Consider the following 14,829-nt stretch of genomic DNA (forward strand, 5'->3'; position numbering starts at 1 on the left):
AACCTGGAATCCAATACAGAAGGCCTCTCAAAAACCGCAACTTTCATCAGATCGGTGGCGTACTTTGCGCAGGAATAATTGGCGTCATTTCAGAGGAATCGTGGAGTACTTTGGAGAGGAATATCCAATTAAGAAGGCATAAGGTGCTGAATTGTATATTTTTGAAGTTCAACGTCTGCTTTTTTTGTGTAAAATGTATTGAACAATGATTCAAATAGTTCCTTATCGGCCACATTGGCCCATACAGTTTAAGCAGATTGCAACCTTGCTAAAAGATGCAACTCACGCATGGGATACCAGGGCAGCCAAGGCTTATGAGGTAATAAAGATAAACCTGGCCAAGCACTTTCCCGATGATGTCAATGCCTATTACGAAATCAAAGATCCCGTTTTTGATGTCTTGATGGCAGGAGCAGAAATATGGGCATCCTCTGTAAGGTGGTCACACGCTCAAAGCGATTTGTAAAAGAGCATGTGCAGGAACAATGCCGTTCACTCATTTGTGGGGTTTGAGGGAATGAAAGCATTTTCCTTCACGTTGCGATCAGGTTTACCAAATTTCTCCATTTGCCTATCGGAAAGATTATGATTGGAAACCCACTACTGTACACTTACATTTAAAAGAGCAAGCAATTTAATTATTGGCCTTAAAATTCAGACGATATGACAAGTTCAGTGTTAAATTTCGCCTTGATATGTCGCGGCTATACAGTTGTTGTCTTTCACTTGCTGCCAGATCTTCTGTTAAGGCGTCATTCCATAAGTAGTTTTGACTTTCCAGTGATAAACCAAGGCGACCGTACTGAATGCCAATGGCGCCTATCAGTGCAGGACTGACAGCATTCATGTATTGCGGATTCCAATTTGGGAAATCGAAATGGGCGTAGCGACTACGGAATTTAACCATTCGATCTACTTTTGCTCCCGCATCAAAATAGACCCTTAGTTTTGATTTGGTTGGAATGTAAAAGCGGCCTTGCAAAGAAAATGCAAGGGAATTGTGCCATTCCTGGTAATTTCTCCCACCACCGACTTTGATATACCACCCGGACAGATATTGATCGTCAAATCTAAGATAGTGGTAGTCGAGTCGGGAATATATTGAAAATACGGTACTGATCTTTTTCTCTGTCCAAATCCCAGCTCCAATTGCAAATGCCGGTGTGAATTTGTTTTCAGACTGTTGTGCAGGTTCACCTTGTGCATAGCTGGTCCAGCTTAGCGTATGTTTTTCAAAAGAATAATGACTTGCCAATCCGTAGGACCATGAGGATGAAGATTGCGCCTGAACCGTTTTCGATAAAAAAAGGCCAACAAAAGCAATCAAAATAGAACGTAAAATTTGAATAAGCATGTGCTTACGGTTAAGAACTATGGAGTATTCAAAGATGTGAAATTACTGTCATACCCGCAAGCAAGATGCCTTGAAATCAGGATCTTAGAAAAGTCTATTAACGGGACTGGCACTACAATACGAAGAGATGTTCGCGGGTAACCGTTTACTTCAGATAGGGAAAGTAAAATAAATAACAGCCCTGGACGAAGCCCTCCCGGCGTGGCAGCAGGTAGTTGCAGGCAACCGCGCCAGCCAGTTAGGCAAATCCAGTATGAGCTAAGGCCAAGGGATAATGTATGGATCACTTCCTATTTCGGGAAGTTTGCATCCGCTTTTACTTTCCGGATCTGTCTTAAATGCCTGTCAACATGGCCCCATTGATAAATGTACACCTGGTGCATGTTTCTTGGATTTGGAGTGGCGGTTAGCTCGAAGTGTGCACGCATATCTGCGTCTGTCTTCTTCACGAAAGCGATGTTTTGTTCGCGGCGGCTAAGGAAAAATTTCAAGTTATCCTTTCCTTTGATTAAACCAGTCGGAAAAGCAATATCGGCAGCTACGTGAGGATTTGTCTCCATAATGAACTCGGAATAGTAACTGTCAGGCCTGCTTGATTTGTTTAATTCCGGCTGCGGCTTACTGCGGGAGCCCATACTGATTTCGCGCGCCCAGATAATCTCCCACAATGCCAGGTGTTCGACAATTTCGCCGATCGACCACCGGTCTTTTGACTCACGAAATTCCCACTGTGCGGGTGTCAGATTTTCTGTTTCTTTTACTAATTCATCCCGGGTCCGGTTTAATTGATCGATAGTATATTGACGATCAGTTTCTGTCCAAAGCTTTTCCTGGCCGAAAGAGGGGCACGCAAGACAAATGAATAACAGTAAGGTGCAATAGTTTGAAAGTCTCATTTCCATTTGGATTATAGGTTTGCCCAAAACTAAATGGAAATGCAAAAATGGACGAGCGCATTGTTTAAACGGTAACTCTATTGAGCAAACGGGGATCGGATAAGCGTCTTTTTCGTAGTGGGGCTCTTTTAAACATGATCAGCCCATTAATATGTAGCTGGCATTCTTTGTCTTGATAACATCGAATGGATCCGGAGCCTGTTGTATTGTTGCAGCAGGATCGGATAAATATTGTAGATAATATTTGAGAGCGTGATGAGTAGCGCGAGTGCGATCTTTCCGATGAGTAATGCGCTTATTGAACTCAGGATAAAGAATACGAGGCAGCAGTAGTGGTATCGCTCCTGAACATTAATGATACCCAGGTAGGCGCGGGCTTTTTTCCGATTGTTTACAATACTCACGTTTCTACCAAATTTCGCTTCTATGCGCTTGACAAACGTACCATTTTGAACAAACCATAAAATGAATGTAACGCCGAGTCGCTCGTAGGTTCTGCGGTCAGTACTCAATGTCAGTGCGGAAAGCCACTTTCTTGACAGCATAGAACCTATTATGCTCAATGCGACGAATACAATGAGAATATAGGGAGATTTTCTTTCAGCAAAATACAATCCCCAGTAATATCCAACCGCCGCAAAAGATGCGATCGTCCAGAATACATTGATCAGCTGGTTCAGCACGGAGCAAGATATTTAAGACATATTAACGATTTGATCCGGCGGCTTCGCCTTCCCGATAGAAAAAATGGCGGGACGAGTTGCGTGCAATCGTCCCGCCATTTTCAACTTATTCTTTCACAACCTTTAACACACTATTTCCCTCAGCCTTCAAGAGAAATATGCCTGCGGGTAGTGCTGAAATATCGACTTTCTGAGATGGAGAAATTCTTTTGATCGTTTTTAAAACCCTTCCATGGTAGTCGAGCAAGTCAACCGATGTTGCCTCTGTTTTTTTCCAGTCAATCCAAAGTTCGTTTTTAGCCGGAACAGGGTAGGCGATCATGCCGTTCTTTGCTAACGATTTAATCGTAACAATTTGGCTATAAGCCATTTTTCCGTCCAATTCTTTTATTTTCAAACGATAATAGGCCCGGTCGCCAGTGCGGAACAGAGAGTCGGTGAAACTATATTCAGTTGTAGTCAGAGAACTCGCAGCTACCTGACCGATCTTACCGAATTTTTTCCCGGTTTCACTATATTCCACATCGTACACGTCAATACCGACCTGCTCGGCAACCTTCCATTCCAGCTTCACTTTCTGGTCGTCCAGCCTTTTTCCATCGAAGCTTACCAGACGAACAGGCAGCGGGTTCTGACCCACGGATCCACCGAAAAAGCCACTGAAACCTTCCACATTAAAAGTCACTTCCCAGCGGTTCTGATCCGCATTAAATACGATGTCGTCGTCGTCCGGATCTATCACAGTACGCTTGCTTTCATAACTCCACGGCTCACCGCTTAAATCGTAGCTGTCGCCATGGAACTGATAGATTCTGATGTTAGCTATTCTTGCAGCTTCTCCTGTTGCGACACCGGTAGGAAGTCTGTCTCCTGCGGTCAGCTTCAAGTTCAGCGCATCAAATTCAGCCTGTGTGAAATACAACGTAACCTGGCCCTGAGCTGCTTCCGGATCGGTTTCGGTAGGCGTAATGTCATAATGCCTTTGCAGGTAAAATGCATCATTGAAGGAATAAACCTCTCTGTCCAGATATACTCTTGCTACCACCTGGCCTCCAAAATTCGAAGGTGCGAATGTCAGCACATCCAGATCGCAAACGCCCGTTTCTGCGGTAAATGTGTGCGACGAAAAGTCTGTAAATGTGAAAGCACTCTGTTTTTTATTTCCGGCAAGACTTGTTCCGTCGGACGATTGAAGACTTTGAAGTTCATACGCACCGATATCCGGTACATCATTGAATATCCTTGCATTACCTGCCAGATCGGTCAGGGGATATTCAGAGATCGGCAAATCCTCAAGTACTTCACCCGCGTCAATAGCAGGGCTGCAATTTGTCAGTGTAAAGTCGCCTTGAAATACATCTTTAAAGGCCGGATCTTCATCCAGGTTTCCTCCCAGATCCTGAATTATCGCCGGTGGAAATTCATCGTCGTTTACTTGCCAGTTTCCGCTGCCTCCACTGCCACCAACAACGCTGTTTGAAATAGCTCCGGTCGAACCATCCGACGAAAAATCATTCTTTATATAATTGCCTTCCTCGTCGAATTCGTAGGAAAATGACAGGTTATCGTAAACTATACTGCTGACCACATAAATATCGGAGAAAAGTGACCCGAATGCCGCTCCGTTACCTACTCCCAAATTCTGCGACACAGTAGAGCTGAATAATGCCAGCGAGCTCCCAGGTCCGATTGTCGTAATCCCGCTGCCACTGAAAAAATCGGTATTGTTATAAATAAGGGAGTTTGAAATGAAAGTCAACCCGTTTACATTCGTTATTCCGCCACCGAGATTTCCCAGGCTGTTCCGGATCATTGAATTTACAAATCCCGCCAGCGCACTTTGCACGTAAACACCGGCTCCAAGATACACCGGCACAATGTTCTCATTAATCAATAGCGTTTCGCCAAGTAGAGCTTCATTAGGGTCACTCAGGTTGAATGCGCCCTCAATGGTGACTCCATCCAGCAGTACCTCAGATCCAGGCGAGCCTACAATGGTCACTACATGAAGTGTATTATTTCCCAGTGCCTCATAAGGACCTTCTTCGTAAAGCTTATTGAAATTGAAATTATCGTCTCCTGCCAGGTCTCCGCTTAAAATGGTCTTGTTGGCAGGGTCACCTGTCACACGTTGTCCGATCTCTGTTTCTCCTCCCGCAAAGCCGCCGTAAACAGATACACTCCTGGGTATCAAGAATGTATTGTATATGCTTTGAGGGTTATCATCCGATAATGTATGTGGCGTGTAACGCGGAGTATATGTTCCGCCAGCTACCCAGATCTGATCGACAAAACGGTTGACGTTTGCTGCAAAAATTGCGTCGGCCAAATCTCCCGCGGCTTCTGTCCAGCTGCTTCCATTACCCGTTCCGCCCTTTTTTACGTACATTATCCCGTCGTCGCTAGGAAATAAAGGAGTGGAAAGGTTTTCAAACTGACTTTCAAGTGCGCCGATATCTATCGATGAACCTATTTTTCTCTGCATTCCGCGCTGATCTGTTTCAAGATACGATAGGTCAGGAACTTGTCCCGGCTCAAAATACAGGTCACGGCCTGCATTAACCGCTTCACTGTAAGGTCTTAAACCATAAACACCTTCTCCCGAAAAGAAATATGGATTTGTGTCCAGATTTCCTCCGTCATCTGTCCCGATTGCTGGATCCCAATTACTGCTCCCACCGCTGTCGCGAACAACGGAGGCAGAAAAGGTCACTGTCGCAGCAGGAGCCCGGTAACTGTTTTCGGAGGCGGTCGAAATATTGCGTGACAAAATCGTATTTCTCACCTTCGCATTCGTGTTTCCGTTAAAGTACGCGCCGCCACCTTCCAACTCTGCGAAGTTATCGCTTATGGTAACGTTTGTAAGTACCGGCTGGGAGTTAGTAATATACATTCCACCTCCCCGGGTGCTGCTGTTGTTCTCATAGATTAAAGAATTGGTCATGACAAACGTCGACCCCGTAGCATAAATACCTGCACCGTCGCTAGCCCCTGAGTTATGCGCAACGATAAGGTTGGTCAGTGCCGGCGAGGAGTTTATAATTGTGATGCCTGCACCAATCTGTTGTGAAATTACTTCGCCATTGAGCTCGACCGCATCCTCACCAAATGCTTGTGCGCCAGCAATCACGAAACCATCGAGAGCTGCGTCGCCCAGATCGCCCACCGCCAGTACGACGTGGTTTGTATGCATTTCTGTTTCAGGCTCTTCCTCATCAAGGGTTAGGTTCCCGCTCAGAATTGTGGTAAACTCTTCGTCACCTGGGAGTCCGGTCGAACTAATCCTGAGCTTCCGGTCTGCGATCGATTCCTCGATTCCCTCGAAGCCGCCGTACATTTTAATTCCCGGCAGCATAATGAATACCTGATCCTGGTACTGAAAATCGTCCCCTTCATTTACATAATTATGATTGTAAAGCGGGTGGTATATCCCATTCGCAACCCAGATTTCTTCAACTCCTGGATTTTGTTTGGCAAAAAGGAGTGCATCAGCCAGCTCGTAGTATGCATTCTCCCAGCTGGTCCCATCTTGTAAGACTTGGTCGCCTTGACGCACGTAAATGATCGCAGGCGCATCGGCAGTTGCTGCTAATCTGGCTGTGGACGGACGCTGCGGCGTTGCAGATTTCGCCTTTCTTACAGTGGTCATATAACTCTTGATCGCACTTTTCGGCGCACTGTCAGCCTTCATTTTTTTCCAGCTCTGCAAATCCAATGGTGCATTTGTCCTCGGAAGCCTGGACTGCTGTTTTGTTGATTTGATAATCTTGTCAAAACGGTCCTTGTTCTGATCAGCGTATTTCTGAAATTTTTTGATCCCCTCAGCCGATTTCGCTCTTGTGCGCTGCTGCGCCTGCGACCATGGAATGGTAAGAATAGATAATAGGATTGTTAGATAGAGAAGCGTAAAAGTTCTTTGTTTCATACTGAACGTTGATTAATAATAGAATAAACTAAATGCAGCCCAAAAAAGGGCCTATCACCAAAGCCGAAAGCAAATAGCAACTACTTGCAGCCCTGGTCGCATTCTAAACTATTATTTTCCAAAGGGTTATGTGTAAAATAACCTGTACAAAAAGGTAGTGAAAAGTCGTGGTTACTAATGACAATATACGTTATCAAGTGCTGGTTCCGGTGTGAACGGCACGGTGAGTATAGCGGCCGGCTCACGCTCTGCCTAACATTAATAAAGGGTCTTTTTCAGCAAATGAAGCGAATACTCTGAGGCCTGGCACGTTTTTCGCTTAGCTTGATGCTCAAACCAAAACCAAATTGTGATGAGCTCAAAATATGAAGATTACGACGGAGAAGACAGTAATGGTGGTGGCTTTGCCCTTGGCCTGCTTGTTGGCGCTACTGTAGGAGCACTGGCTGCGATACTTTTCGCACCAAAAGCTGGTTACGAAACACGTCAGCAAATTAAGGATCTGGCCGATCAGCAAAAAGACAACCTTAAAAATCAATGGGAGCAAACAAAAGCAAAAGCAACTGAGGTTGTTGATGCTGCCCGCGAAAAGGTAGAAGCTGTTGCCGGACAGGCAAAAGGAGCTGTGGATACTTATGCTGATAAAGCAAAAGGAACTGTGGATAGAGTAGCTGACGAGACAAAATCAGCCGCCGATCAATTCCAAAACCGTTATTGATGTCTTTGGAAGGAACAAGTGATAAGCCGGCAGGCACTGATCTGCCTGTCGGCGAAAGCTATCAAATTCCGGTGATCAGGGAAAGACTGGTAGTTGGCACGGAGCGTGTGGAAACTGGTCGCGTGCTGGTTTCGAAAGAAATTGTTGCAGAACAGGCACAAATCACAGCTGACATGATCAGTGAAGAGGTGCTGGTGGAACGCAGACAGATCAACCAATATGTAGAACAGGCTCCCCCGGCTGTACGGCAGGAAGGAGATGTTACCATTATTTCGGTGATGAAAGAGGTATTGGTTGTAGAAAAGAAGTTGATGCTAGTGGAAGAACTCCATATTACAAAACGTGAGCATCACGATCAGGAGACATTTACTGAGACTATCAGGGAAGAAAAAGTCGTAATAACAAGAAACACTTCAGGCACGGATATTTAGAATTCGGCGCCAAATCAACAAACAACCTTTAATAAAATAATCATGGCAAATACAGTAGTTGGAATTTTCGAATATGAAAGTGACGCGCAGCAAGCGCAAAACTATTTATTGGCAAACGGATTCGCTGATGGAGATGTAGATATTAAAACTGCGTCTTACAAGTCGGATGCGAAGGAAGAAACCGTAACTGACCGGGACCAGGATTTCGGAGACCGCGTCGGAAATTTTTTTAGAGACCTTTTTGATGGGGATGATGACGAAACTACCCGTTACTCGGAAGCCGGAAAACGTGGAACCATTGTAACTGTTCATGCAGCGACCCTGGAAGAAGCAGAGGCGGCAGCCGCTGTTCTGGATGATTTCGGTGCAATAGATGTAAACGAAAATAACTTAGGAAGTACTGCAGAGGGCTATTCGTCTTACCAAACAGCAAGTACTGGTACTGTCGCAGGGTCTGAACCTGTGATCAGTTCTGACTCTTACATTGGATCTGAACCAGTTACCAATTCCGGTTCCTACATTGATTCTGAGCCGGTAACTGCTTCTGATTCGCGGATCGGTTCCGACTCCTTGATTGGTGCAGATGATGTAACTGAGTCAGACTCGGTATTTAATAAGAATTTCGTTGCTGGCGACGAGTCGGCTTCTCTGCCTATCATTGAAGAAGAACTTACGGTAGGTAAGCAGGAAATTGAGACGGGTGGCGTGCGGTTGAGAAGCCGGATTATTCAACGCCCCGTTCAGGAAAGCATCCGCCTCCGTCAGGAGCAGGTGACTATCAACAGAACGCCGGTTGACCGCGTTGCGACAGATTCCGAATTTGATACTTTCAGAGAAGGTACCATTGAAATGAAGGAATATGCTGAAATACCAGTTGTGAGCAAAGAGGCGCGTGTGGTAGAAGAGGTTAGCCTGAATAAAACTGTGGAGGAACGCGACGAGATTATCAGCGAAACTGTGCGTCACACCGAAGTAGACGTCGAGGATCTGACAGATGAAGAAAGACTTCGGAGGTCGGGTTTAGATTTGTAAGAAGTGATATTTTAAAATGCATACTGGCCCCTGCTTCGGCAGGGGTTTTGTTTTCCCATAGTGTCTATTTTTTATTCATACTAAACTTTTAATATATGTTTGATCAGATATTTGATATGATCCGCCAAAGCGGCCAAAGTACTGTTATCGACAACGAGCAGGTTCCGAATGAGCATAACGAAGACGTTTTAAAAGAAGCCCACAATGCTGTGGTCAGCGGACTAGAAAATGTTAAAGATACTGATCAGGCAAACGGTCTTTTTGAGTCTGTACAAAGCGGCTCAGCGCAGTCTAATCCGGCGGTGCAGCAGATCTCTAATAATTTCATGGGGAGCATTATGAATAAATTCGGGATCAGTTCAGGTGCAGCGGCTTCTATTGCAGCGGCGCTTATCCCAATGGTAATCAGTAAGGTAGTTGGCAGGAATAACCAGCAAGGCGGCGCAGGCGGTTTTGATCTGGGCGGTTTGCTCTCAGGCCTGACAGGCGGAAACGCCGGGGGTACCAATACCACACAAAGTGGCGGTTTGGGAGGTACTATCAACAGTGCGGGACGAAAACTGGGCCTTGATAAGGACGGTGACGGAGATGTAGATCTGCGCGATTTGTCAAAAATGTTTTAGGCACTTTTAAAATCAGCCTGAAACAAAAAAAGCCGGGCGCTTTCCAGATAGGAGAGCGCCCGGCTGCATTATAAGGCTCTATTAACGGCCTTTGCCCAGGAGGACCACCTGAATCGTTAATCCGATCACATACAGATCTGTAACCAGACTGTACGTGTTGAGATAAAGCATATCGTATTTTAATCTAAGCAAGTTTTCAGACGAGCTCGTTGCGTAACCCACTTTCACCTGCCCGATCGACGTGATACCCGGCCGGATCGTCAGCACTTTCTGGAATTCGTGACTGGCTTCTTTCATGAGCATATCCACATCGTACTGATTCAGTGGCCGCGGGCCTACAATCGACATTTGTCCCATCAATACATTCAGGAATTGTGGCAGCTCGTCGAGCCGGGTGCGGCGCAGGAAGTTGCCTACCGGTGTCAGACGAGGATCTTTTTTGCCGAGTGAATGCTGCAATCCATAGGTGTGCGCGTCCATATACATCGTCCTGAACTTGATGATCTTGAAAGTCTGGCCCCATCGGCCGGTACGGTCCTGCATAAAAAACACAGTTCCTTTCGACGAAACTTTTACCAGCAGCATAACCAGAAGAAACACAGGCAAGCCCAGGATCATGATCACTGAGGAGAAGGCAATATCAAAAGCGCGTTTCGTAAACTGTTCGTCGATTTCGGTAAATGCCTTTGTTTGAACATTAATGATCGGGTACGTTTCGCGCGGCTCGAATGCGAATTTATTATTCAAAAAACCGTGGTAGTCTGGTACCAGCCGCACGTGCGTTTTCTTTCTTTCCGCCAGCCTGATCACGTCTTTAATCTGTTCATTGTTCATTTCGGACAGGCAGCAGTAAATATAGTCCGGGCGCTCGGTTTCGATAAAGTTTTCCAGACTTTCTGCCTGCGTTCGCATGTTCTGGATCTTGAATGTTCCGCAAAAGAAGTAGCCTAGTTCCTGGCGGTTGTCGTAAAATCCCTTCGCCAGCCCGCTCAGATCACCATTTCCGATGATCACATAGCGTTTCAGATTGTAGCCTGATTTCCGGAGGTATTGCAGAACCAGCGTAGCCGCTCCATGCGTCAGCAGGGCAAGGAAAGTGAAGATTTTGTAGGAAATAAAAACGAGGTTTTCACTGAACCCGCTTTGCTCACCGCTCACATAAACGAACAGTTCGAGGAAAAATAAATGAACGGTAATAGCTAGGATCAGTTTCAGAAACCGGCTGTAACTGTTGTAAGTAACGCGGGTAAATGAATAGAGCCGAAAAACATTGATACACAGGATCCAGATCAGATTGCTGACCAGGAACAGATTGAGATAAGCGTGATACGAAAACGGGGCCAGCGATGTGAGCACCATTTCGTGCGTAATCAGGAAAGAAATGTTTAGCAGTAAAATGTCAGTCCATAAATGAAAAGCTGGCAGGGAGGAGGTAAAGTAATTTTTCATAAACGATTCCGGGAGGTTAACTTTTTGAACGTGAGTAGTAAAGGGTATTGGTTTAAAATGATGATAGATACATATTGGCGCTATCGCAACTCAGAATTAGCAGGACATCAGGCTCCTGAATTTCTGAATGATGCGGCTGCTGAATGAGCCTCTGTTACCAGGTGATCTTTCAGCATAATTTCTTTCGTATTGGTCGTTTGCCCTGACTTCTACATTTGATCCGGTGCTTTTCCAGTTTTTTGTTTCGTAAAAACTATTTGTAAGCTCAGTGTCTCTCTTGGGATTGAAGTATGCATCTTCGAGACCGATATTGCTGATCAGGTTGACGTTGGGGACTGCGGCGAGGCCGTAGTTTTTGAACAGCGTATATTGCCACTGAATACTCCATGTGTGCTTTTTGGTTTCACCGTACACTTCATCGAATTTTTCCTGCCAATACTTCGCAATGTCCGTATTCTTGAAAAGCCTCTGTGCGCGCATCTGATTCTTGATCTCGGGAAGTTGTTCCATCCAGAAATCATATTTATTCCAGGCTCTTTTCCAGGTTGCCCAGCCGGAAATATTTCCAACCAGGGAAAAGAAGTGATCCGGCCCGCGCATGTTTACTTCTTCATTCCATCTGGCTCCCGATACGTGCATGACACGATCGTTGGTACTGTATCTGTCGAGCATGGATTTGCAAAATGTAAAGAAGGTAGGATGAGGCAGGCAATCGTCTTCCAGAATTATCAATTTTTCACATGTTTCAAATGCCCAGCTAATCGCGGAAGAAATCCCGAGGGCACTTCCCATATTTGTTTCGGCCAGCCAACGCTCCACTTTGCATTCCCAATTAATCTGCGATTCGTCAAAAAAGCATCGGCAAGTGTCAACAAGTTCCAGTTCTTCGGGCAACCCGTTTCGGGGTGCATCTGAAAATATATATAGCCTGGAAGGTTTTAATTTTCTGATCTGTTCAAATACGTGACATGTAGTCTCTGGCCTGTTGAATGTGATCAGCAGTACAGGAATGTCAAACAATTTCTTATCCATTAAGAATTTTAAAATTTTAGAGGGTCATATCTGTTCCAGCCGGTGTTGATCGGAGGAGGGTTGAGTCTTTAGTGTATGTATTCTGGAATTTGTAAATCGAAGGTATTACATTAAATATAACCGTAGCGGGCTTTTGGGGCAAAGTGCACGTAAATTGGGGTCACAAACTATCTGATCGGGGTATTTTACAACCGAATTAGAATAGATAAATAGCTGATTTAAGTTGTCGTATTAAATCTTTATCTAAATGGTACGGAATTTCAATTTCAAAATTAATAAGAATATAAATATGTATCCTGCGAAAATGTAAATAGAATATTAATCGTTGTTCAGTTGTATATTATTTCAATTTAAATTCGGAACGATAACTAAATATGCATTTTGGATTTATTTTTCCAATACTAGTTTTAATAAGAAACCGTATTAGTTGAAAAATATATTTAAGTATATGTATATTGAAATGTAAACTAAATAGGCAGATACCAGCTACTATTTTTACAATAAACGCGTTAGTACTACAACTCGTGTCGAAATAAATAATTAGTATCAGGGAGTACATTTGTAAATATATATCGTCTCCACAATAACCCCGACTTACACCCCCGAATTTCGATACGATCACCCCAAAAGCAGGGATGGTAAATATTGCATATACTAATATTGTGAACGAAATGCTTCCGGGCACCGACTTAACAACCCTCTTCGTTCAGAATATTTAAATACAACTCCTCGTCACTCAATGAATTTTTCTTCATACCGGATCGCAAACTTTGTTGGTTATGCAGTTTGCTCAGCAGCCATATTCTTCTGCCTTCAATCATGCGAACGTCTTGGGATTTCCAAGAAGAAACATGAGCCGACAAAGCCGGAGGTAGCAAATGACACGATCGCCCATTTTGATTTTGAGCATGGGATAGGCGAGTGGCCGGAAAAGGTGGTATGCTGCCCCTGGTCAGCAAAACTGGACAGTTCAGTAAGTAGGGGAGGCAAGAAGTCGCTGCGCTTTGAGATACAGGAAGCGTCTTTTACGAAAGCGCAAAAAAATACACTCATCGGTCCCGAAGCGGTTTACGGGCTGATACCTAACGATGTGAAGGAGGGTTGGTTTGCGTTTTCAGTGCTGTTTCCGCAAACTTTCACAAAGGATACGATAGAGGAAAGCATCGTTTCCTGGCAGTCACTTCCTGATTTTGATGCGGGTGAAGAATGGCGCAGCCCGCCTTTGTTGCTTGGGGTGCTCAACGATAGTCTGGTGCTGGAAATACGGTCAGACCACAACCTGGTGACGAGACCTAATGAATATACGTTCGAAAGATTTAATCTCGGGCCGGTAGCCAGGGACAAATGGCTTGACTGGGTTTTTCACATCAAATGGGCTTACGATAATACAGGAAAAATAGAGGTTTGGAAAAACGATGCGCTGGTATTCCAGCGACTGAACCAGCCTAATTCCTATTATGACAGGAAGTTTCCCTATTTCAAAATCGGTATTTTAAGAATTGGCTGGACCAATGCACCGGGCTCTGTGAATACAAGGGTTTCAGCCAGTGACGAACCCAGGGTAATATTCGTAGACGACATCACGGTGGGAAACGCGAAGCTTGATTATAACCACGTTCACACAAAAAGTAAATAATTCAATTTTTAGATCGGATCGTTATATTAAGGTTACGTATATAGTAAAACGTTTAAATATTGCAGATTTCCGAATTTATAAAATGAATGCAAATACATAGCCTGCTTCTCAATTTTGAAACCCCTGTAAATACCCATTCCGCCCCAACGTATAGGAATGATACCCCAAAATAAGTGATTGAATAAATACTAATGCATTACTTTGTTCTGTTAATAAATACCCTACTCAACATGAAATTACCTTTGCCCTCTATTAAGTTGTCTAAGAGCCTTACTTCATCTTTCAGGTACCTTCCGTTCTTATTCATTCTTCTCAATTTTTCTTGCAGTTCTTACAAAAAGGTACCTTATTTTAAAGACCTCAATCGTGATTCGTTGATCATCGAGAATGTTAAGAATTACGTGCCTATTACTGTGCAGCCTGCCGACATACTTGGAATTAATGTCAGCAGTAGAAACCCCGAATCCTCCTCTGTCTTTAATTATAATTTGAACCGTGTTAATGGAAACATGTATGATCAGTCTGCCGACAATCCGGTTACGGGATATCTTGTCGATTACAACGGAGAAATACAGCTTCCATTAATCGGTAATTTTAAAGTAAGCGGATTAACGACTTCGGAATTGCGTAAAAAATTAACCGAAGTATTGCTGACTTATTATAAAGATCCGGTTGTTAATATCCGCATCCTTAATTTTAAAGTAGCTGTTTATGGAGATGTTCAGAGACCTGATATTTACACGCTGCACAACGAAAGAACAACGATCACGCAGGCGCTGACACTCGCAGGAGATCTTAATATCACAGCGATGCGCAACAATATTATCCTCGTTCGTGAGCAGGATGGAAAGCGCAACTTTATTCCTATTGACCTTACTTCCAAGAAGCTCTTTGAATCTCCCTATTATTATCTGAGAAACAACGACGAGATCTACGTTCAACCTGATCGTACGAAATACGCCACTGTCGACCGCGGCTTCCGCATCACAACCCTCGCACTTTCCGGGCTTTCTATCATTGCCATCGTTCTGTCAAACTTATATAGATAAC

At 44.3% G+C, this 14,829-nt stretch carries 13 protein-coding genes; 7 read left to right on the top strand and 6 right to left on the bottom strand.

What is annotated here, in order from left to right; translation table 11 throughout:
* The first annotated feature begins 205 nt into the window (after positions 1 to 205).
* Positions 206 to 466: a GrpB family protein gene (locus tag KOD92_RS06110; RefSeq protein ID WP_215232671.1), complete on the top strand. Its 261-nt coding sequence runs from the start codon at positions 206 to 208 to the stop codon at positions 464 to 466.
* Between the two features lie 168 nt (positions 467 to 634).
* Here KOD92_RS06110 and KOD92_RS06115 read toward each other — a convergent pair whose 3' ends face one another.
* The 4 genes from KOD92_RS06115 to KOD92_RS06130 all read right to left on the bottom strand — a co-directional run bounded on the left by KOD92_RS06115 (position 635) and on the right by KOD92_RS06130 (position 6,858).
* Positions 635 to 1,354, bottom strand: a complete 720-nt coding sequence (locus KOD92_RS06115) for a hypothetical protein (protein WP_215232672.1) — start codon at positions 1,352 to 1,354, stop codon at positions 635 to 637.
* 290 nt (positions 1,355 to 1,644) lie between these two features.
* Positions 1,645 to 2,256: a DinB family protein gene (locus KOD92_RS06120; RefSeq protein ID WP_229254564.1), complete on the bottom strand. Its 612-nt coding sequence runs from the start codon at positions 2,254 to 2,256 to the stop codon at positions 1,645 to 1,647.
* Between the two features lie 140 nt (positions 2,257 to 2,396).
* Positions 2,397 to 2,933, bottom strand: a complete 537-nt coding sequence (locus tag KOD92_RS06125) for a glycosyl-4,4'-diaponeurosporenoate acyltransferase CrtO family protein (RefSeq protein WP_215232673.1) — start codon at positions 2,931 to 2,933, stop codon at positions 2,397 to 2,399.
* A gap of 106 nt (positions 2,934 to 3,039) precedes the next feature.
* Positions 3,040 to 6,858 (bottom strand): choice-of-anchor Q domain-containing protein, encoded by a 3,819-nt coding sequence (locus KOD92_RS06130; protein WP_215232674.1) that lies wholly within the window; start codon positions 6,856 to 6,858, stop codon positions 3,040 to 3,042.
* A gap of 352 nt (positions 6,859 to 7,210) precedes the next feature.
* Here KOD92_RS06130 and KOD92_RS06135 point away from each other — a divergent pair, with 352 nt between their 5' ends.
* The 4 genes from KOD92_RS06135 (at position 7,211) to KOD92_RS06150 (ending at position 9,662) form a co-directional block, all read left to right on the top strand.
* On the top strand, positions 7,211 to 7,576 hold the full coding sequence (locus KOD92_RS06135) for a YtxH domain-containing protein (RefSeq protein ID WP_215232675.1): 366 nt from the start codon (positions 7,211 to 7,213) through the stop codon (positions 7,574 to 7,576).
* The gene (locus KOD92_RS06140; RefSeq protein ID WP_215232676.1) at positions 7,576 to 8,007 is read left to right on the top strand and encodes a YsnF/AvaK domain-containing protein; all 432 of its coding nucleotides are present in this window, start codon (positions 7,576 to 7,578) and stop codon (positions 8,005 to 8,007) included. Before KOD92_RS06135 ends, KOD92_RS06140 begins: the two co-directional genes overlap by 1 nt.
* Positions 8,008 to 8,049: 42 nt before the next feature.
* Complete coding sequence (locus KOD92_RS06145; RefSeq protein ID WP_215232677.1) at positions 8,050 to 9,039, top strand: YsnF/AvaK domain-containing protein; 990 nt, start codon at positions 8,050 to 8,052, stop codon at positions 9,037 to 9,039.
* Between the two features lie 95 nt (positions 9,040 to 9,134).
* Positions 9,135 to 9,662, top strand: coding sequence for a hypothetical protein (locus KOD92_RS06150; protein WP_215232678.1), 528 nt, complete (start codon positions 9,135 to 9,137; stop codon positions 9,660 to 9,662).
* Positions 9,663 to 9,743: 81 nt separating this feature from the next.
* Here the strand turns inward: KOD92_RS06150 and KOD92_RS06155 are convergent, their stop codons facing one another.
* Together KOD92_RS06155 and KOD92_RS06160 are read right to left on the bottom strand one after the other, a co-directional pair.
* Positions 9,744 to 11,111 (bottom strand): exopolysaccharide biosynthesis polyprenyl glycosylphosphotransferase, encoded by a 1,368-nt coding sequence (locus tag KOD92_RS06155; RefSeq protein ID WP_215232679.1) that lies wholly within the window; start codon positions 11,109 to 11,111, stop codon positions 9,744 to 9,746.
* Between the two features lie 96 nt (positions 11,112 to 11,207).
* Positions 11,208 to 12,143 (bottom strand): nucleotide-diphospho-sugar transferase, encoded by a 936-nt coding sequence (locus KOD92_RS06160; protein ID WP_215232680.1) that lies wholly within the window; start codon positions 12,141 to 12,143, stop codon positions 11,208 to 11,210.
* 739 nt (positions 12,144 to 12,882) lie between these two features.
* Here KOD92_RS06160 and KOD92_RS06165 point away from each other — a divergent pair.
* The gene (locus KOD92_RS06165) at positions 12,883 to 13,779 is read left to right on the top strand and encodes a polysaccharide lyase (RefSeq protein ID WP_215232681.1); all 897 of its coding nucleotides are present in this window, start codon (positions 12,883 to 12,885) and stop codon (positions 13,777 to 13,779) included.
* A 230-nt stretch (positions 13,780 to 14,009) separates the two neighbouring features.
* The gene (locus KOD92_RS06170; RefSeq protein ID WP_215232682.1) at positions 14,010 to 14,828 is read left to right on the top strand and encodes a polysaccharide biosynthesis/export family protein; all 819 of its coding nucleotides are present in this window, start codon (positions 14,010 to 14,012) and stop codon (positions 14,826 to 14,828) included.
* The last annotated feature ends 1 nt before the right edge of the window (position 14,829 follow it).

This window comes from Dyadobacter linearis (assembly GCF_907165045.1).
Taxonomy (GTDB): domain Bacteria; phylum Bacteroidota; class Bacteroidia; order Cytophagales; family Spirosomataceae; genus Dyadobacter; species Dyadobacter linearis.